General features: G+C 70.1%; 16 protein-coding genes. 8 read left to right on the top strand and 8 right to left on the bottom strand.

The features are described from left to right. Positions 1–92: 92 nt before the first annotated feature. From ACFXI3_RS28970 to ACFXI3_RS28940, 7 genes are all read left to right on the top strand, one after another. Positions 93–989 (top strand): LysR family transcriptional regulator, encoded by an 897-nt coding sequence (locus ACFXI3_RS28970; RefSeq protein WP_378403675.1) that lies wholly within the window; start codon positions 93–95, stop codon positions 987–989. Positions 990–1,043: 54 nt separating this feature from the next. Continuing rightward, positions 1,044–2,240, top strand: coding sequence for a winged helix DNA-binding domain-containing protein (locus ACFXI3_RS28965; protein ID WP_378403673.1), 1,197 nt, complete (start codon positions 1,044–1,046; stop codon positions 2,238–2,240). Between the two features lie 974 nt (positions 2,241–3,214). Then, positions 3,215–4,216, top strand: coding sequence for a type I glyceraldehyde-3-phosphate dehydrogenase (gap, locus tag ACFXI3_RS28960; RefSeq protein ID WP_344267257.1), 1,002 nt, complete (start codon positions 3,215–3,217; stop codon positions 4,214–4,216). Between the two features lie 5 nt (positions 4,217–4,221). Next, complete coding sequence (locus tag ACFXI3_RS28955) at positions 4,222–5,436, top strand: phosphoglycerate kinase (RefSeq protein ID WP_378403670.1); 1,215 nt, start codon at positions 4,222–4,224, stop codon at positions 5,434–5,436. Then, complete coding sequence (tpiA, locus tag ACFXI3_RS28950) at positions 5,437–6,222, top strand: triose-phosphate isomerase (protein ID WP_344267253.1); 786 nt, start codon at positions 5,437–5,439, stop codon at positions 6,220–6,222. It begins immediately after the preceding gene. Positions 6,223–6,358: 136 nt separating this feature from the next. Further along, positions 6,359–6,589, top strand: a complete 231-nt coding sequence (gene secG, locus ACFXI3_RS28945) for a preprotein translocase subunit SecG (RefSeq protein ID WP_033292761.1) — start codon at positions 6,359–6,361, stop codon at positions 6,587–6,589. A 76-nt stretch (positions 6,590–6,665) separates the two neighbouring features. Further along, entirely contained in the window at positions 6,666–7,010 is a 345-nt protein-coding gene (locus ACFXI3_RS28940; RefSeq protein WP_344267249.1) for an RNA polymerase-binding protein RbpA, read from the top strand. 504 nt (positions 7,011–7,514) lie between these two features. On the opposite strand, the gene ACFXI3_RS28935 is transcribed toward ACFXI3_RS28940, so the two are convergent. Beyond that, positions 7,515–8,717: a sensor histidine kinase gene (locus tag ACFXI3_RS28935; protein ID WP_378403668.1), complete on the bottom strand. Its 1,203-nt coding sequence runs from the start codon at positions 8,715–8,717 to the stop codon at positions 7,515–7,517. 436 nt (positions 8,718–9,153) lie between these two features. Beyond that, a complete protein-coding gene (locus tag ACFXI3_RS28930; RefSeq protein ID WP_378403666.1) occupies positions 9,154–9,693 on the bottom strand; it encodes a YbhB/YbcL family Raf kinase inhibitor-like protein in 540 nt (179 codons plus the stop codon). Positions 9,694–9,783: 90 nt separating this feature from the next. Between ACFXI3_RS28930 and ACFXI3_RS28925 the strand changes: the two genes are divergently transcribed. After that, a complete protein-coding gene (locus tag ACFXI3_RS28925) occupies positions 9,784–10,443 on the top strand; it encodes a GntR family transcriptional regulator (RefSeq protein WP_378403700.1) in 660 nt (219 codons plus the stop codon). 186 nt (positions 10,444–10,629) lie between these two features. Here the strand turns inward: ACFXI3_RS28925 and pgl are convergent, their stop codons facing one another. Genes pgl through tkt form a run of 6 tightly spaced genes read right to left on the bottom strand, consistent with a single transcriptional unit; the run spans position 10,630 to position 18,853 of the window. Then, the gene (gene pgl / locus ACFXI3_RS28920; RefSeq protein WP_344267243.1) at positions 10,630–11,403 is read right to left on the bottom strand and encodes a 6-phosphogluconolactonase; all 774 of its coding nucleotides are present in this window, start codon (positions 11,401–11,403) and stop codon (positions 10,630–10,632) included. Further along, a complete protein-coding gene (gene opcA, locus ACFXI3_RS28915) occupies positions 11,400–12,419 on the bottom strand; it encodes a glucose-6-phosphate dehydrogenase assembly protein OpcA (RefSeq protein WP_378403664.1) in 1,020 nt (339 codons plus the stop codon). The genes pgl and opcA overlap by 4 nt, the downstream gene beginning before the upstream one ends. Beyond that, complete coding sequence (gene zwf, locus ACFXI3_RS28910; protein ID WP_344267239.1) at positions 12,416–13,945, bottom strand: glucose-6-phosphate dehydrogenase; 1,530 nt, start codon at positions 13,943–13,945, stop codon at positions 12,416–12,418. The genes opcA and zwf overlap by 4 nt, the downstream gene beginning before the upstream one ends. Further along, the gene (locus ACFXI3_RS28905; protein ID WP_378403662.1) at positions 13,942–15,615 is read right to left on the bottom strand and encodes a glucose-6-phosphate isomerase; all 1,674 of its coding nucleotides are present in this window, start codon (positions 15,613–15,615) and stop codon (positions 13,942–13,944) included. Before ACFXI3_RS28905 ends, zwf begins: the two co-directional genes overlap by 4 nt. Before the next feature lie 10 nt (positions 15,616–15,625). Next, on the bottom strand, positions 15,626–16,735 hold the full coding sequence (gene tal, locus ACFXI3_RS28900; RefSeq protein ID WP_378403660.1) for a transaldolase: 1,110 nt from the start codon (positions 16,733–16,735) through the stop codon (positions 15,626–15,628). 18 nt (positions 16,736–16,753) lie between these two features. Next, the gene (gene tkt, locus ACFXI3_RS28895) at positions 16,754–18,853 is read right to left on the bottom strand and encodes a transketolase (RefSeq protein ID WP_378403658.1); all 2,100 of its coding nucleotides are present in this window, start codon (positions 18,851–18,853) and stop codon (positions 16,754–16,756) included. Between the last annotated feature and the right edge of the window lie 393 nt (positions 18,854–19,246).

Below are 19,246 nucleotides of genomic sequence, written 5' to 3'. Positions count from 1 at the left end.
TTACGTGATCCACTCTGGGCTGTCGCGGATTGTGCGTCGATGCAAGAATCGGCACGGAATTCTTCCGCTTCACGCAAACCTTCCGGATGGTCATGGACCTCAACCTCTTGCGCGTATTGGACGTCCTGCTGCAGGAAGGCAGCGTCACGCGCGCCGCGGCCAGGCTGGGCAGCTCGCCCGCCGCGGTGAGCCGCACCCTCGCCAAGCTGCGCCGCGCCGCCGGTGACCCGCTTCTGGTGCGTGCGGGCCAAGGCCTGGTCCCGACCCCGCGTGCGCTGGAGTTGAAGGACGAAGTCGCCACCCTGGTGCACCGAGCCGACCGCATCCTGGGCCCCGGTCCCGGCTTCACCCCCGCGGACTTGCGCCGCACTTTCACGATCCAAGCCGCCGACCTGGTGGTAAGCGGCTTAGCCGGCCCGCTCGCCGCCCGCATCCGTGCTGAAGCCCCGCACGTCGAGGTCATTTTCCTGCCGGAGTCCACAGAGGACAGCGGGGCGCTGCGCGACGGCCGGGTAGACCTCGAGATCGGCGCCGCCGGTCATCACGACCCGGAAACCCGCACCGAGCCGTTGGTGCGATCGACCGTCCTAGGCATTGCGCGGCAAGGAAATCCGCTCTTCGACGCGCGGGTGGATCCAGCGCGCTTCGCCGCCGCCGAGCACATCGGCATCTCCCGCCGAGGCAAGCAAGATGGCCCGATCGACACCGCGTTGGCCCAGCTGGGCCTGCACCGCCGGGTCGCCGTCGTCGTCCCCGGCCACCCGAGCGCCCTGGCCCTGGCGAGCAGCAGCGATTTGGTGACCATCGGCGTCGCAGGCTGGCTGGACCCGTTCCTGGCCGCGCTGGGCTTGCGAACCTTCGACATCCCGCTGGACCTGCCGCCGATCGAACTGGGCCTGGCCTGGCATCCGCGCACCGCCACCGACCCCGCCCAGCTCTGGTTCCGGGCCCGGGTGCGCACCGCCATGCTCGCCGGTTTGCCCTCTTGACCAGCGGGGACGCGTTTTCTGTCGGTCCCTCCTGGTAGGAATCGAATCGTGAAGATGACCCTCGCCCAGCGCCGAGCCCGCCTCGGCGTACGCCACCACCTGGCGGCCCGGACGACGACCGTCGAGGAAGCAGTCGACGGCGTCGTTGCGCTGCACGCCACCGATCCCGCTTCGGTGTACCTGTCCGCCTGGTCGCGCGTGCGTGAGGTCTCGGTCGCCGATGTCGAGGAGGCCCTGTACTCCCGGCGCACCCTCCTGCGGTTGCTGGGCATGCGGCGCACCATGTTCGTCACCGATGTCGCCACCGCCGCGCAGGTACAGGCGGCGTGCTCGTACGACATCGCGGCTCGGCAACGCCGTCTGCTGGAGAAGCAGCTGGGCACCCTGGGGCATCCGGAGAATGTCCCGCGTCCGGGCGAATGGCTGGACGAGGTGATGGCGAGCGTCGAGAAAGCCTTGCGAGCCAGGGAATCGGCGACCGCCCAGCAACTCGCGGACGACGAACCGCGCCTGCGCCAGCAACTGCTGATGGCGAAGGGAAAGCCGTACGAGTCGATCGGCAACGTCACCAGCCGGGTGCTGTTCCAGCTGGCCGCCGAGGGCCACATCGTGCGCGGCCGGCCGCGGGGGAGTTGGCAGAGCACGCAGTACTGCTGGTCCCCGCTGACCGATTGGCTGGCGGAAGGCGCCACGGGGGTTGCCAGCAGTGCCGACTGGCCAGCCCTCTCCGAAGACGAAGCCCGAACCGCCCTGGCCCGGCGATGGCTGCACGCCTTCGGTCCCGCTCCGATCGCCGACCTCCGCTGGTGGACCGGCTGGAATGCGGGCCAAACGAAAAAGGCGCTCGCCGCCCTCGCCCCCGCCGAAGTGGACCTGGACGGCGAACCCGCAATCGCCCTCCCCGACGACCTCGCCCCGGTCCCCGCTCCCGACCCGTGGATCGCCCTGCTCCCCGCCCTGGATCCGACCGCGATGGGCTGGCAGTCGCGAGACTGGTACGTCGGCCCGCACCGCTCCGCCTTGTTCGACCGCAGCGGCAACATCGGCCCGACAGTCTGGAGCGACGGCCGGATCGTCGGAGCCTGGGCTCAACGCGCGTCCGGCGAAGTCGCGGTCCGCCTGCTGGAGGACGTGGGAGCCGAGAAGACCGCCGCGGTGGAGGCCGAGGCAGCCCGGCTGAGCGAGTGGCTGGGGGAGGCGCGTGTGGTGCCGAAGTTCCGCACCCCGGCGGAGAAGGAGGTGTCCGGATAGCGGTTCGCGCTGTGCCGAAATGACCAGTTGCCGCGCGAGCATCGTGCTGGGCCGGACGACTCGGCGGGCAGGGCGACGGGACGGCTCAGCGGGTGGGCTGCCTGGTGATCGGATTGCCTCGGCGGTGCAGCCACGGCTCGCCGGACTGCCGCCCGGCAGTTCGTCGGCCGCCGCCCGAGCCAGCCTCGTGGGCTTCGGCCCGCTCGCGAAGGCTCGTCTCCGGCCCGCTCGGTGGTTAGTTTGGCCGCTGCCTGTGTCGGTCCCGGTGGGCTTCGGGTCCGGGCTGTTCCCGAGGGCTTGTCACCGGTTCCGCCTGCCAGTTCGTCAGCCGCGCTCGCCGGCCCCGGTGGGCTTCGGCCCGTTCGCGAAGGCTCGTTTCCGGCCCCGCTCGGTGGTTAGTTTGGCCGCTGCCTGCGCCGGTCCCTGTGGCTTCGGTTCGTTCCCGAGGGCTCCGGCCCCGCCTGGCAGTTCGTTCCGCCGCACGCCAGCCGCGGCGAGCTTCGGCTCCAGGTCGTCCCCAAGCCCCGGACCCCGCAGCCTCCTGATCCCAGCCGCCCACGCTGTCCCGCGCGGCTGGTGTCACGCGCCGCCGAGCCCGATCGGGCCTCCCGAGCCCGCCCCGTCGGACGGGCCTTCCCCGGCGGTGCCGCCCGACAGCGTGAACCGGGGCACCAAGACCGATCAAGCCACTGGTCCGCCCCGGCCCCGGAGCCCGGCGGGAGCGCTCGCCCCGTTTCGTGCCCTCACCCGGCTGAGCTGGGTTCTTAATCGATTCTTGACGTCTCCCGGCAGTGGTGGAAGTCTCGTCAGGGCAGTCCGGGGCAACGGCGCCCGCACGCTAGGGTTGCGCCGAAACCCGGAAGTCGCGGAGGCTTCTCCGGGGCGGGCGCCCCGGGAGAACTTCCGCAGTGTCCAACCCCACGGCCGGCGGCCGGTGCGCCGCCGCCGTGATCAACACCAGAGGAGTGGCAGCAGTGACCGTTCGCGTAGGTGTCAACGGCTTCGGCCGGATCGGCCGCAACTTCTTCCGCGCCGTGAAGGCGAGCGGTCACGACATCGAGGTCGTCGCGTTCAACGACCTCGGCGACGTCGCCACCATGGCCCACCTGCTCAAGTACGACTCGATCCTCGGCCGCTTCCCGGGCGAGGTCAGCGTCTCCGACGAGGGCATCGTCGTCGACGGCAAGACCATCAAGGCCCTCGCCGAGCGCGACCCGGCCAACCTGCCCTGGGGCGACCTGGGCGTGGACGTCGTCGTCGAGTCGACCGGTTTCTTCACCAACGCCGACGCCGCCAAGGCGCACATCGCCGGCGGCGCGAAGAAGGTCATCATCTCCGCGCCCGCCAAGGGCGAGGACCTGACCGTCGTCCTCGGCGTCAACGACGACAAGTACGACGGCTCGCAGACGATCATCTCCAACGCGTCCTGCACCACCAACTGCCTCGGCCCGCTGGCCAAGGTCCTCAACGACGCCTTCGGCATCGAGCAGGGCCTGATGACCACGATCCACGCCTACACGCAGGACCAGAACCTGCAGGACGGCCCGCACAAGGACCTGCGCCGCGCCCGCGCCGCCGCCCTCAACGTCGTCCCGGCCTCCACCGGCGCGGCCAAGGCGATCGGCCTCGTGCTGCCGGAGCTGCTCGGCAAGCTGGACGGCTACGCGCTGCGCGTCCCGGTCCCGACCGGCTCGGCCACCGACCTCACCGTCACCCTCAAGAAGTCCGCCACGGTCGAGGAGATCAACGCCGCCTACAAGGCCGCCGCCGAGGGCCCGCTGGCCGGCATCCTGAAGTACTCGGTCGACCCGATCGTGTCCTCGGACATCGTCACCGACCCGGCCTCCTGCATCTACGACTCGCCGCTCACCAAGGTGATCGGGAACCAGGTCAAGGTCGTCGGCTGGTACGACAACGAGTGGGGCTACTCCAACCGCCTCGCCGACCTGATCAAGCTCGTCGGCTCCAAGCTCTGAGCCCGATGAGCGTCAAGAACCTCGACGACCTGCTGAGCGAGGGTGTTCAGGGCCGCTACGTGCTGGTGCGCAGCGACCTGAACGTCCCGCTCGACGGGTCGGCCATCACCGACGACGGCCGGGTCCGCGCCGCGCTGCCGACGATCAAGAAGCTCGCCGGCGCGGGCGCGAAGGTCGTCGTCACCGCGCACCTCGGCCGCCCCAAGGGCGAGCCGGACCCGAAGTTCACGCTCGCGCCGGTCGCGAAGCGGCTGGGCGAACTGCTCGGCTCCGAGGTCCCGCTGGCCGGCGACCTCGTCGGCGAGTCGGCGAAGGCGCTCGTGGCGGGGCTGAACGACGGCGGTGTAGTGCTGCTGGAGAACGTGCGTTTCGACGCGCGCGAGACCAGCAAGGACGCCGTCGACCGTTCCGAGCTCGCGGCCGAGCTGGCCGCGTTGACGCCGGGCGGGGCGTTCGTCTCCGACGGCTTCGGCGTCGTGCACCGCAAGCAGGCCTCGGTCTACGAGATCGCCGCGGTGCTCCCGGCGTACGCGGGCGGCCTCGTGCTGGCCGAGCTGGACGTGCTGAAGAAGCTCACCGACGACGTCAAGCGGCCGTACGTGGTCGCGCTCGGCGGCTCGAAGGTGTCCGACAAGCTCGGCGTCATCGCGAACCTGCTCACCAAGGTCGACCGGCTGCTCATCGGCGGCGGCATGGCGTACACGTTCCTCAAGGCCAAGGGCTACGAGGTCGGCACGTCGCTGCTGCAGGAAGACCAGCTCGACCAGGTCAAGGGCTTCCTCGCCGAGGCCGAGAAGCGCGGCGTCGAACTGGTGCTGCCGGTCGACGTGCTCGCGGCCGAAGGCTTCGCCGCCGACGCGGCGTACGAGGCCGTCGACGTCACCGCCATCCCGGCCGACCGCATGGGCCTCGACATCGGCCCGCGCAGCGCCGAGCTGTTCGCGCAGAAGCTCGCCGACGCGGCGACTGTCTTCTGGAACGGCCCGATGGGCGTCTTCGAATTCGAAGCGTTCGCCGGCGGCACCCGCGCGGTGGCCGAGGCGCTCGTCAAGAGCGACGCGTTCACCGTGGTCGGCGGCGGCGATTCGGCGGCCGCGGTGCGGCAGCTGGGCCTGCCCGAGGACGGCTTCTCGCACATCTCCACCGGCGGCGGCGCCTCGCTGGAGTACCTGGAAGGCAAGGAGCTGCCCGGCGTGGCGGCGCTGGAGGGGAAGAACTAAGTGGCACGCAAGCCCCTGGTGGCAGGCAACTGGAAGATGAACCTCAACCACCTCGAGGCCATCGCCCTGGTGCAGAAGATCGCCTTCGCGCTGCCGGAGAAGTACTACGCGAAGGTGGACGTGGCCGTGCTGCCGCCGTTCACCGACATCCGCAGCGTGCAGACCCTGATCGACGCCGACAAGCTGTCGCTCACCTACGGCGCGCAGGACCTGTCGCCGCAGGATTCGGGCGCGTTCACCGGCGACATCTCCGGCCCGATGCTGGCGAAGCTGGGCTGCAGCTTCGTCACCGTCGGCCACTCGGAGCGGCGCGCGATCCACGGCGAGACCGACGAGCTGGTCAACAAGAAGGTCAAGGCCGCGCTCAAGCACGGCATCACGCCGATCCTGTGCGTGGGCGAGGAGCTCGAGATCCGCGAGGCGGGCGAGCACCTCGAGCACACCCGCAACCAGCTCGTCGAGGGTCTGAAGGGACTCAAGGCCGAGCAGGTGCAGGCCGTCGTGATCGCGTACGAGCCGGTGTGGGCCATCGGCACCGGCAAGGTCGCGACCGCCGCCGACGCCGAAGAGGTCTGCAAATCCCTGCGCGGGACCCTGTCGGAGAAGTACGGCGACGAGGTCGCCACGGCGGTCCGCGTGCTCTACGGCGGCTCGGTGAAGGCCGGGAACGTCTCCGAGCTGGTGGGCGCGGACAACATCGACGGCGCGCTGGTCGGCGGCGCGAGCCTCGACGGCGAGGAGTTCACCAAACTCTGCGCGCTCGCCGCCGGTGGCCCGCTGCCCTGATCGTGGGCACTAGCGGGTAGCCTGTGTGTTCGGTCCGTCACTAGAGCAGTGGACGAGTCCAGGGGTACGGTGAAGATCCGCACGCTGTGCGGGTCCGGCCGTACCCCTGCATGCTCCGACAAGCACAGAGGATGACATGAAGCTGTTCCTGCAAATCCTGTTGATCGCCTCCAGCGTCCTGCTGGTGGTGGCCGTGCTGCTGCACCGCGGCCGGGGCGGCGGCCTGTCGTCCCTGTTCGGCGGCGGGATGCAGTCGAGCCTGGCGGGGTCCAGCGTCGCCGAGAAGAACCTCGACCGGATCACGCTGCTGCTCGGAGCCATCTGGCTGATCAGCATCGTGGGTCTCGGCCTCCTGCTCAAGGTCTGACCGGGTCCCCGGAAGGGGACTTGCGATCGGCGTGCCTATTGGGGGGCGCGCCGCCGATTCCAACGGGTGAGGATTCATGGTTGGCGGTAACGCGATTCGCGGCACCCGCGTGGGTGCCGGTCCTTCGGGCGAATCGGAGCGGGGTGAATCGGCGCCGCGGCGCCGGGTGTCCTATTGGTGTGCGAACGGGCACGAAGCCCGCCCGTCGTTCGCGATGGACGCGGAGGTCCCCGAAGAATGGGATTGCCCGCGCTGCGGGCTTCCCGGCGGGCAAAACGAGCAGAATCCGCCCGCCGCGCCTCGGACCGAGCCGTACAAGACGCATCTGGCTTACGTGAAGGAACGCCGCAGCGACGCCGACGGAGAGGCCATCCTCGCCGAAGCGCTCGAGCGCCTCCGCCAACGCCGAGAACTGATCTGAGGCACGGTTTTTCTCCGGGACCACCGGCTTCCCGTCCGCGAGGGCGAGGGCCGGTGGTTTTTTAGTTCCCGGGGATGGTCTGGACCTCGGTGAGGAATGGTTCAGACCGCTGCGGCCGGTGGCTTGAGTTCGGCGGGGATGCTCCTGTCCGGACGGCGGGCCAGTCGGCGTCGTCCGGGTGGTCTGGACCTGGTTGGGGGAGGCTCGGGCCCCCGCGGACCGGGTGTTCGCCGGGCCTTCTGTTCAGGCGCCGGGGCCGCCGGGCGTCGTCCGGGTGGTCTGGACCTGACTGAGGGTGGTTCAGACCTCTGGGGCCGGGTGGCGCAGTCTGGTAGTCACGGCTCCTGTTCGGGCTGCGGTGCCAGGCACCGCCCGGGCGGTCTCGATCTGTCGGGAGAGAGGTCTGAACCCCGCTGGCGTTCGCATCCTGACCGGGGGCGATTCCTTGGCGCCGAGCAGTTCTTGACCGGTCCAGACCAATTCCAGGCAAGTCCGAGCAAGGGCTCAGCGGTCCAGCGGATACCGCGCCCGCACCCGGAATCCGCCGTCCTCCGTTCCGGACGTTTCGAAGCTTCCGCCCAGCAGCCGGGCTCGTTCGGCGAGTCCGGTGAGACCATGGCCGCCCGACGGGAAGGCTTCTCCGGCGCGACAAGCGCGGGCGTTCTCCACCTCGATGTCCAGCGCGCCGCTCGCCGCGTGGATGCGGATTGTCGCCGTCGCGCCGGGGGCGTGTTTGTGGACGTTCGTCAGGCATTCCTGCACCGTCCGGTACGCCGCCGCCGAGACCTGGCTCGGCAGGGTGTCCGGCAGCTGCTCCACGGTCAGCTGCACCGGCACGTCGCACTCGCGGATCAGGTGGTCCAGTTCCCCGATCCCGGGGCGCGGGCCGTCGTCTCCGGAGCCGGAGCGCAGCACGCTCACCAGCGAGCGCAGTTCCTCCAGTGTCCGCGTCGAGAGCTGGCGGATGACCTGCGCCGTTTCCAGCGCCGGGCCGTCCTTCGCCTGTGCCTGCAGCGCGCCGGCCTGCATGGCGATCAGCGTGATCTGGTGCGACACCACGTCGTGCATCTCGCGGGCCAGCCGCGCGCGTTCCTCGGCTCGCACCGCGTCGGCGTGGAAGCGGCGTTCGCGGTCGCGGCTCTTCGCCAGCTCGCGCAGCTTCGCCGAGATCTCCGCGCGCGCCCCGATCAGCAGGCCGATCGCGATCGGCATTCCGGCGACCAGTACGCCGTAGATCCCGTCGAGGACGTGTTCGCGCCAGCTCAGTTCCGCGAACTCCGACAGCGGCCACCGCACGAACCGGCAGGTGAACACGAGTCCCGCGCCGACCCAGGTCTGCCAGTGCAGTTGCCGCCGCGTCGCGAGCATGCCCAGGTTGAGCATCGACGCCAGCTGCGCCCATCCGGCGAAGAATCCCGGCACCGCGGCGAGCACCGCGAGGAACGGGAAGCGCCGCCGCACCACGACCGCGAGGCACGCGGCGGCGGACAGGTACAGCGAATAGGGCTGTGCCTTCGGCGGCACGACCAGCCAGACGTCGAGCACCGCCAGCAGCACCACCACCGCTTCGACCGCGATCGTCGCGACGAGGGGTTTCCGGAACACGGCGAACACGCCGGTCAGACTGGCGCGCCTGGCCCGTCGAGCGGCTCCCGCTGCGGAGCTGCTCATCGAGATGCCAGGAATCGAGAGTCCCTCAGTGCTCATCGCGGCGACCCCATTCGTCTTGTGGACTTAGTGATGAGATGCTCCGGCCACCCGATCGGGACGCGCGGCGGTGAACAAATGTGCGGATGCTAACGGGAACGTGTGTGTTGCCAGTAAGTTTCACCCAGAGTGGTTCTAGTGGTGTTGTAATCTCCACGACTGCTCCAACAGGATGAACAAAGCGCGGTCGACATCACCATGTGTCGATCACATCACCTTATGTTCACCATACGGCGGTTCCCACATACTGGTGAGCCGCTTTTTGGCGGAGTGTCAGTTACTCCGTTTGCCGCCCAGGTCGGGACCAGGTCTTAGCCACGCGAACAGGCGACAGATCACCCGTGCGGGTGGGTGGGAAGTGTCGGAGCGCAGTCGAAGGCCGCCGCGGCGTGGCGAGCACGAAGCGGCGGCCTCCGAGTGAGCAGTCGGCCGAGGCTTACGCGGGGGTCTCCGCGGTCGCGACGAGCACCGCGCGGCCGAGCACGTGGCCGAACATGGTGAATCCGAGGACGGCGGGCGTCGCGTCGGCCGGGACGCCGATCGACGCGACATCCAGGGCGTGCACGACGACGAAGTAGAGGTGTTCGCCGTGGCCGGCGGGCGGGGCCGCGCCGATGAAGCGCGCGGCTCCGGCGTCGTTGCGCAGCTGGAACGCACCGTCGGGCAGTCCCGAGCCGGTGTCGTCGCCCGCGCCTTCCGGCAGGTCGGTGACGGTGGCCGGGATATCGGCGACGACCCAGTGCCAGAAGCCAGAGCCGGTCGGCGCGTCGGCGTCGTAGACCGTGACGGCGTAGCTCTTCGTGCCTTCCGGCGCTCCGGTCCAGGACAGCTGCGGTGACGTGTCTTTGCCGCCGGGCACGCCGAAAATCCCGGAGAACTGCTCGGCGGACCAGGCCGCGCCGTCGGCGACGGTCGTGCTCGTGACGGTGAAGCTCGGCACCTCGGGAAGGCGTGCGAACGGGGAGTTGGCGGACATGAGTTCCTCTCACGGGAAGCGGTACCTGATCGACGATAGCAATAATAATCGATGATTTGTCAGATCGTCTATCCTGAGGGCATGAAGCAGATGCTGTCCGAGCAGATCTACGACCAGGTCCGCGCGGCGATCATGCGCGGCGAGGTCGAGCCGGGGCAGGCGCTGAAACCGCAGGAGCTGGCGGCGCGGTACGAGGTCAGCCTCGCCGTGGTGCGCGAGGCGCTGGTCCGGTTGGCCGGAGAGGGATTGGCGGAACGGCTGACCAACCGCGGGTTCGCGGTGCCGGCGCTCGCCGACCGGCGGTGGCAGGAGATCGTCGAGGCGCGCCAGACGGTCGAGCCCGCGATGCTGCGGTTGTCGGTCGTGCGCGGAGACTTGGAGTGGGAGACGCGGGTGCGCGCGGCGGGACACCGGCTCGCCCGGACGCCGATGTATGTGCCGGACGAAGGCAGCTACTACTCCGCTGCTTGGGCGGAAGCGCACCGCTTGTTCCACCGCACGCTGCTCGACGGCTGCGGGAACGCGGTGCTGTTGGAGAATTTCGACCGGATGTGGGCGGCGAGCGAACTGGCCCGGCGGTGGACGGTGCACCCGGCGTACCGGCTCCCGGTGGAGGACGTGCTCGCCCAGCACGAGGAATTGGAGCGGGCGGCGCTGGGCCGGGATCCGGAGGTCGCGGCGGGGTTGCTGACGGACCATTTGGGGGCGACGGCGGCGCTGCTGGCGGGTGCGGAGTCGGCGGGGGAGTAGCGGCGAGAATTCCTTGCCGCGCGACGGAGACGGGCCCGGTCGCGATGCGCGGGGAATTGGCGGCGAACCACCTGGCGGGGGAACAATGCGCGTGAGCGCAGCGCCGGGATAAGCCCGCTTCCCTTGCTCCACAACGAAAAAAGCTCCCCGCGCCAACGCGCGAGGAGCCCTTTCCGGCAAACCGTCTTACTCGGCTGGCGGCTCGTACACCTTCGTCAGCTTCCCTGCCGCCTCGCGGTCCAGGAGCCACAGCGTCCGCCGGTACCCGCGGGCACCCGACACGGGGATCTGCGTTTCCGGCGCACCGGCCAGTGCCTGCGCGACCGCGTCCGCCTTGGCGGTGCCCGCCGTCATCAGCCACACCTCGCGGGCGCGGCGGATGGCCGGCAGCGTGAGCGACACGCGCGTCGGCGGGGGCTTCGGGCAATCGCGGACCGGCACCACCGAGCGCTGGGTTTCGCGCACCTCGGCGGTTTCCGGGAACAGCGACGCCGTGTGGCCCTCGCCGCCGAGGCCCAGCAGCATGATGTCGAACTCCGGCACGTCGGCATCGGGACCGGCCGCGTCGGACAGGACCTTCGCGTAGGCCTCGGCGGCCGCGTCGACGTCGTCGCCGAATTCGCCGTCCGACGGGGCCATCGCGTGCACCCGCTCCGGAGCCAGCGGCACGTGGTCGAGCAGGGCTTCGCGCGCGCCCTTCTCGTTGCGCTCGTCCGAATCCGCCGGGACGAACCGTTCGTCGCCCCAGTAGATGTCCAGCCGCGACCAGTCGATCGCGTCCCGCGCGCTCGACTCCCGCAGTTCCCGCAGCACGGCGATGCCGGTGCCGCCGCCGGTGAGCACCACCGACGCCGCGCCCCGGGCCGCCTGCACGTCGACGATCCGGGTCACCAGGCGGGCCGCGGCGGCCGCGGCGAGCAGGTCCGGGTTTTCGTAGACGACGACCTCGGTCCGGCTCATGAGGTGCTCTTTTCCGCCGTCTTGCGGGCCGTCTTCGGCTTCGCGGCGGCAGCGGGCTTGGCGGCGGGAGCCTTGGCGGCAGCGGGTTTCGACCCGTTGGACGCGGCGATCTTGTGCAGCCCGTGCAGCGCCGCCTCGTAGATCTCGTCCGGGTCGAGCCGCCGCAGTTCCTCCACGAGGCACTCCGGATTGCTGCGCCGCTGCAACGCGATCCGCCGCGTCGGCTGGCCCGGCTGGGTCAGCGTGCCGACCCGCCCGTCCGGCCGCGTCAGCTCCACCGCGCCCGACTTCCGCTCCAGCTTCACCGAGATGATGCCCTGCGCGCTCGAGCTCTTGACCCGGTGCACCGGAGCCTTGAGGTACTCGGCGAGCCAGCCCGCGAGCAGTTCGGTGGACGGCGAATCCGCCTCGCCGGTCACCGTCGCGCTCGTGATCTTCTCGTACGGCGGGAGGTCCAGCGCCGACACCAGCTGCGCCCGCCAGCGGGTCAGCCGGGTCCACGCCAGGTCGGTGTCACCCTCCACATAGGACTTCGCGCGCGTGGTGAGAGACCTTATGGGGCTCTTTTCCGCGGCCGAGTCGGTGATCCGCCGCTGCGCCAGCTGGCCGAGCGGGTCCTCCGCGGGAGCCTTCGGACCGGCACCCGGCCACCAGGTGACGATCGGCGCGTCCGGCAGCAGCAGCGGCACCACGGCGCTCTGCCCCTGCGCGGCCAGCGGACCGTACAGCCGCAGCACGATGACCTCGCTCGCGCCGGCGTCGCCGCCGACGCGGATCTGGCCGTCTATGCGCGGCGCGGCCGTGCGCGCGCCCTTCGCCACGACGATCACCCGCGACGGGTGCTCGCGGCTGGCGTCGTTCGCGGCCTCGATGGCGTCCTCGAGCTTGGCGTCGTCGTCCGCGACGATCACCAGCGTCAGCACCCGGCCGAGCGCGACCTGGCCGCCCTGCTCGCGGATTTCCACCAGTTTCTTGTTCAGCGCCGACGTCGTGGTCGACGGCAGGTCGATGATCACGGACGCCTCCAGTGCCTGCCGGTACGTTCGAGCATTTCGTCAGCCGATTTCGGTCCCCAGCTGCCCGGCGGGTACTGCTCCGGCGCGGTGCCGAGCTTCGCCCAGTGCGAGAGCACCGGGTCGAGGATTTCCCACGACAGCTCGACTTCCTCGTTCACCGGGAACAGCGACGGCTCGCCCAGCAGCACGTCCAGGATCAGCCGCTCGTAGGCCTCCGGCGACGATTCGGTGAACGCGTGGCCGTAGCCGAAGTCCATCGTGACGTCGCGGACCTCCATCGTGGTCCCCGGCACCTTCGAGCCGAACCGCAGCGTGATGCCCTCGTCCGGCTGCACGCGGATGACCAGCGCGTTCTGCCCCAGCTCCTCGGTGGAGGTGGAGTCGAACGGCAGGTGCGGCGCGCGCTTGAACACGACCGCGATCTCGGTGACGCGACGGCCGAGCCGCTTGCCGGTGCGCAGGTAGAACGGCACGCCCGCCCAGCGGCGGTTCTGCACCTCCAGCGTCACCGCGGCGTAGGTCTCGGTCTTCGAATCCTTCGCGAATCCGGCTTCCTGCAACAGCCCCGGCACCTTGGTGCCGCCCTGCCAGCCGCCCGCGTACTGCCCGCGCGCGGTGGTCTGGTCCAGCGGCAGCATCGGCTTGGTCGCCGCCAGCACCTTGGCCTTCTCCGAGCGCAGCGCCTTCGGCTCGAACGACAGCGGCTCGTCCATCGCGGTGAAGGCGAGCAGCTGCAGCAGGTGGTTCTGGATGACGTCGCGCGCGGCGCCGATCCCGTCGTAGTACCCCGCGCGGCCGCCGAGGCCGATGTCCTCGGCCATGGTGATCTGCACGTGGTCGATGAAGTTGGCGTTCCAGATCGGCTCGAACAGCTGGTTCGCGAAGCGCAGCGCCAGGATGTTCTGCACCGTCTCCTTGCCGAGGTAGTGGTCGATGCGGAACACCGACTCCTCGGGGAAGACGTCGTTTACGATCGCGTTGAGCTCCTTGGCGCTCTTGAGATCGTGGCCGAACGGCTTCTCGATGACCACGCGCCGCCAGGTGTTCTCGTCGGCCTGCGCGAGGCCTGAGCGCGCCAGCTGCTTGGTCACCACCGGGAACGCGCCCGGCGGGATCGAGAGGTAGAACGCCGTGTTGCCGCCGGTGCCGCGTTCCTCGTCCAGCTCGCGCACGGTCTGCGCGAGCCGGTCGAAGGCGTCGTCGTCGTCGAAAGTGCCCTGGACGAACCGGATTCCTTCGGCGAGCCGGTTCCACACCGACTCCTTGAACGGCGTCCGCGCGTGCTCCCGCACCGAATCGTGCACCAGCTCGCCGAAGTCCTGGTGTTCCCAGTCCCGGCGGGCGAAGCCGACCAGCGAGAACCCGGCGGGCAGCAGCCCGCGGTGCGCGAGGTCGTAGATGGCCGGCATCAGCTTCTTGCGCGCCAGGTCGCCGGTGACGCCGAAGATCACCAGGCTCGACGGACCGGCGATCCGCGGCAGCCGCTTGTCGCGGGGATCCCGCAGCGGGTTGCGCCAGGTGGTCACTGAGCGGCCTCCTGCACTGCCCGGACGAGCTCGGCGAGCCCGGCGGCACGGTCGGTCAGGTGCAGCCGCAGCACCGGACGCCCGTGCTCGGCGAGCACCTGGCCGTCGCCGAGGGCCTGCGCGTGCTGGAGCTGCCCCAGCGTGTACGGGCGGTCCGGCACCGAGAGGTCCTCGTCGACAGCACCGGTGATCTGCAGGAAGCTGCCGTTCTGGTGGCCGCCCTTGTGGTACTGCCCGGTGGAGTGCAGGAACCGCGGGCCCCAGCCGAACGTGGTCTGCACGCCGGTCCGCTTCGCGATTTCGCCGCGCAGCAACGAAGTCGACGCGTCGTCCAGCCGGTCGAGGTAGGCCTGCACGGCGATGTAGCCGCCGTCGGCCACCGAGCCGAAGAACGCGCGGAGCACGTCGGCGAGCTTGCCGTCGGTCGAGACTCCATCCATGCCCCCGCCGCCGCCCTCAACGGAGGCGCTGCGCGCCGCATTGTTGGACCCAGTGCCAAAGACTTCGACGGAACCGTCCACAGTGGCCGGTTCCTCGCCGCCCTTCAGCTTCTCCGGGTCGTCCAGCAGCGCGCGCGCCGCCTTCTTGGCCGCCTCGACGTCCGGCTGGTCGAACGGGTTGATCTCCAGCAGTCGTCCGACGAGCGCGGTCGCGAACTCCCACAACAGGAACTGCGCGCCGAGCGGGCCGGTCACCGAGATCTGCGCCGCGCCTTCCGCGGCGCCGATCGCGACCGCGGTCGCGTCCTTGCCGTGGTCGGCGAACCCGGGTGCGTCCGGGCCGTCGACCGCCACCGGCAGCAGGCCGGTGCCCAGCTTGCCGGTGGACTCGGCGATCAGCTGCTCCGCCCAGTCCGGGAAGCCCTTGATCCCAGAACCGGTGTCGGCCAGCACGACCTTTTCAGCACCTGCTTCGTGCGCCGCGCCCCACGCCGCCGCCAGCTGCACAGCCGGGTTCTCAGCGGTGTCCTCGGCCAGCGTTTCCGCCACCGACGCGGCCTGGTCGAGCAACCGCGCGACGTCCGCGCCCGCGAGACCGGCCGGCACGAGGCCGAACGCGGTCAGCGCGGAGTAGCGGCCGCCGACGTGCGGGTCGGCCAGGAAGGTCTTGCGGTAGCCCTCTTTCTCCGCCAGTTCGGAGAACGGGGAGCCGGGATCGGTGACGACGACGATCCGTCGCGCCGCGTCGATCCCGGCGTCCGCGAACGCCTTGGCGAAGATCCGGCGGTGGCTGTCCGTCTCGACGGTGCCGCCGGATTTCGACGACACCACGATGACGGTGCGCTCGAGGTCGCCCGCGAGCGCGTCGGCCACCTGGCCGGGGTCGGTCGTGTCGAGCACCGTGAGCGGGACGCCGGCGGTGGCGGTGATGACCTCCGGCGCGAGCGACGAGCCGCCCATGCCGGCGAGCACCACGCGGTCCACGCCCTCGCTGCGCAGTTCCGCGCGCAGCGCTTCGATTTCCCCGATCAACGGACGCGACGACTTGTGCAACGTCGTCCAGGACAATCGGATCGACGCTTCGGACTCGGCGTCCGGACCCCACAGCGTGGAGTCCTTGGCGGCGAGCTTGGCAGCGGCGCCGTCTTCGGCCAGCCGCTGCGCCAGCGGCGCTGCCTTTTCTGCCAGTTCGGCGTCGACGATCACGACGCCGGTTTCGTCCCCGCTCATGGTCTCTGGTTCAGCCCCTCGCTTTGTTCAGCTGCCCGGTCACCGTGTCCAGCAGTTCCTGCCAGGACTTCTCGAACTTCTCGACGCCTTCGGTCTCCAGCGTCACGAACACGTCCGGCACGTCGATGCCGGCCGCCGACAGCTTGTCGAAGATCGCCTGCGCCTGCTCGCCCTTTCCGGAAACCGTGTCGCCGGTGATCTCCGCGTGGTCCGCGACCGAGTCCATGGTCTTCTCGGGCATCGTGTTCACGACGTCCTTGACCACGAGCTGGTCGACGTACCGGGTGTCGGAGTAGGCCGGGTCCTTCACGCCGGTGGAGGCCCACAGCGGACGCTGCGCGTTCGCGCCGGCCTCGGCGAGCGCCTTCCACTGGTCCGTGGCGAACAGCTTCTCGAAGGCCGCGTACGCGAGCCGTGCGTTGGCGATGGCCGCCTCGCCCAGCAGCGCCTTGGCCTCGTCGGTGCCGATCGCGTTCAGCCGCTTGTCGACCTCACTGTCCACACGGGACACGAAGAACGACGCGACCGAGTGGATGCCCTTGAGGTCGTGGCCGTTGGCCTTCGCCTGCTCCAGGCCGGCGAAGAAGGCCTTGATGACGGCCTCGTAGCGCTCGACGGAGAAGATCAGCGTGACGTTGACGCTGATGCCCTCGGCGAGCACCGCGGTGATCGCGGGCAGACCCTCTTCGGTCGCCGGGATCTTGATCATCACGTTCGGCCGGTCGACGGTCTTCCACAGGTCCTTGGCCTCGGCCACCGTCTTCTCGGTGTCCTTCGCCAGACGCGGGTCCACCTCGATGGACACGCGGCCGTCCACGCCGTTCGTCGCGTTGTACACGTCGCGGAACAGGTCCGCGGCGTTGCGCACGTCGGTGGTGGTCAGCTCCCGGACGGTGCCGTCGAGGTCCGCGCCGCGGGCGGCGAGGTCATTGACCTGCGCGTCGTAGGCGGCGCCGTTCGACAGCGCGTTCGCGAAGATCGTCGGGTTGGTGGTCACGCCGACGACGTGCTTGTCGCGGACGAGCCCGGCGAGGTTGCCCGATTCCAGGCGTTCCCGCGAAAGGTCGTCCAGCCAGATCGAGACGCCTGCTTCGGAGAGCTGCGCGAGTCGGTCAGTCATGAGTGCACTCCCTTCAATTCAGTTCTTGGTGTTGGCGATCGAGCGGCGGGCGGCGTCGACCACGGCTTCGGCGGTGAAGCCGAACTCGCGGAACAGCGTCGCGGCGTCGGCCGAGGCGCCGTAGTGCTCGATCGAAACGTTCTCGCCGGCGTCGCCGGTGAAGCGCTGCCACGGCATCGCGATCCCGGCCTCGACCGAAACGCGGGCCTTGACCGACGGCGGCAGGACGGCGTCCTTGTAGTCCTGGTCCTGCGCGTCGAACCACTCGACACACGGCATCGAGACCACGCTGGTCGGGACGCCGTCGGCCTCGAGGGTCTTGCGCGCCTCGACGGCCAGCTGGACCTCGGAACCGGTCGCGATCAGCACGACCTCCGGGGTGCCGTTGGACGCCTCGGCCAGCACGTAGCCGCCCTTCTTGACGCCCTCGGCGTTCGTGCCCTCCAGCACCGGCACGTTCTGCCGGGTCAGCGCGAAGCCGGACGGGTGGTGCACGTCCTCCAGCACGGCCTTCCACGCGTACGCGGTCTCGTTGGCGTCCGCCGGGCGGACGACGTTGAGGCCCGGGATCGCGCGCAGCGCGGCGACCTGCTCGATCGGCTGGTGCGTCGGGCCGTCCTCGCCGAGTCCGATCGAGTCGTGCGTCCACACGTAGATGACCGGCGCCTTCATCAGCGCGGCGAGCCGGACCGGCGGGCGCATGTAGTCGGAGAAGGTGAGGAAGGTCGCGCCGTACGGGCGGGTGCCGCCGTGCAGCGCGATGCCGTTGAGGATCGAGCCCATCGCGTGCTCGCGGATGCCGAAGTGCAGCGTGCGGCCGTACGGGTTGGTCTTCCACATGTCGGTGCCGGCCGCGGCCGGGCCGAACGAGTCGGCGCCCTTCATGGTGGTGTTGTTGCTCTCCGCGAGGTCAGCGGAACCGCCCCACAGCTCGGGCAGCGGCTCGGCCAGCGCGTTCAGCACCTCGCCGGAGGCCTTGCGGGTGGCGATGCCCTTGGCGTCGGGCTCCCACGACGGCAGGTTGTCCGCGAAGCCCTCGGGCAGCGTGCGGGTGGACAGCCGGTCGGCCAGCTTCTTGCGCTCCGGGTTCGCCGCGGCCCACGCCTCGAAGCGCTCCTGCCACTCGGCGCGCTCCTTCTCGCCGCGCTCGATCAGCTGGCGGGTGTGCGCGAGAACCGCGTCGTCGACGTCGAAGTTCTTCTCCGGGTCGAAGCCCAGCGCCTTCTTGACGCCCGCGACCTCTTCCGCGCCCAGCGCCGCGCCGTGCGCCTTGCCGGTGTTCATCTTGGTGGGGGCCGGGTAGCCGATGATCGTGCGCAGCTGGATGAACGACGGCCGCTGGGTCTCGGCCTGCGCCGCCTTGATGGCCGCCTCGATCGCGACGACGTCCTCGCCGCCCTCGACGGTCTGCACGTGCCAGCCGTAGGCCTCGTACCGCTTCGCGACGTCCTCGGACAGCGCGATGTTGGTGTCGTCCTCGATGGAGATCTTGTTGTCGTCGTAGAAGACGATCAGGTTGCCCAGCTCCTGGCGGCCCGCGATGGACGAGGCCTCGGAGGTGACGCCCTCTTCGATGTCGCCGTCGGAGGCGATCACGTAGATGTGGTGGTCGAAGATGCTCTCGCCGGCCGGGGCGTCCGGGTCCAGCAGGCCGCGCTCGCGCCGCGCCGCCATCGCCATGCCGACGCCGTTCGCGAGGCCCTGGCCCAGCGGGCCGGTGGTGGTCTCGACGCCCTTGGTGTGCCGGTACTCCGGGTGGCCCGGGGTCTTGGAGCCCCAGCGGCGCAGCTGCTCGAGGTCTTCCAGCTCGAGGCCGAAGCCGGCCAGGTACAGCTGGATGTAGAGGGTCAGGCTGGAGTGGCCGGCGGAGAGGACGAACCGGTCGCGGGCGGGCCACTCCGGGTCCGCCGGGTCGTGCCGCATCGTGCGCTGGAACAGCGTGTACGCCAGCGGCGCCAGGCTCATCGCAGTGCCCGGGTGCCCGCTGCCGCAGTTTTCGACGGCGTCCGCGGCCAGCACGCGGGCGGTGTCTACGGCGCGGGTGTCGGTCTCGGTCCAGTCGGCCGGCACATTGCGCCGGAGCAAGGGGTTGGTCTCGCTGCTAGAGGTTTCGGACACTGAACTCGAACTCCTGCGTCGGTGAAGTGGTGGCTGTATTCCGTGCGTGCCGCTCAGGTGCTGCGGTGTGCGCCCTCAGTTATCTCAATCGATCCCGAAGGGACGATATTCCTGCTGACGGCGCTGTGCAGGCGGAGCGAGCGGCCCGACGCTGTCACCCTAGTGCGTACGCGTGCGCGCGAGCGCGGGCGAGCACCCTGCGGGTGAGGTGATCCTGCCCGCCTGTCCTTCCCCGGCTACCCGCCGCGGGCCTTCGCGACTCGCGGGGCGACGTGACGGACGAGACATCGCCGGGCGTGTCCCGGACCCGCGGGCGTCGAGCCCATCCGCCACGTCTAACATCGATCGCGGGCCAGGCACGGAAGTTCTCACACAGCACCACCTGTTTCTTCC

Origin of the sequence: Amycolatopsis sp. NPDC059235 (genome assembly GCF_042754125.1) — a bacterium.
In the GTDB taxonomy this organism is placed as follows: domain Bacteria; phylum Actinomycetota; class Actinomycetes; order Mycobacteriales; family Pseudonocardiaceae; genus Amycolatopsis; species Amycolatopsis albidoflava.
Note: the sequence above shows the minus strand (reverse complement) of the source record. Positions and strands in the feature narration are given on the sequence as shown.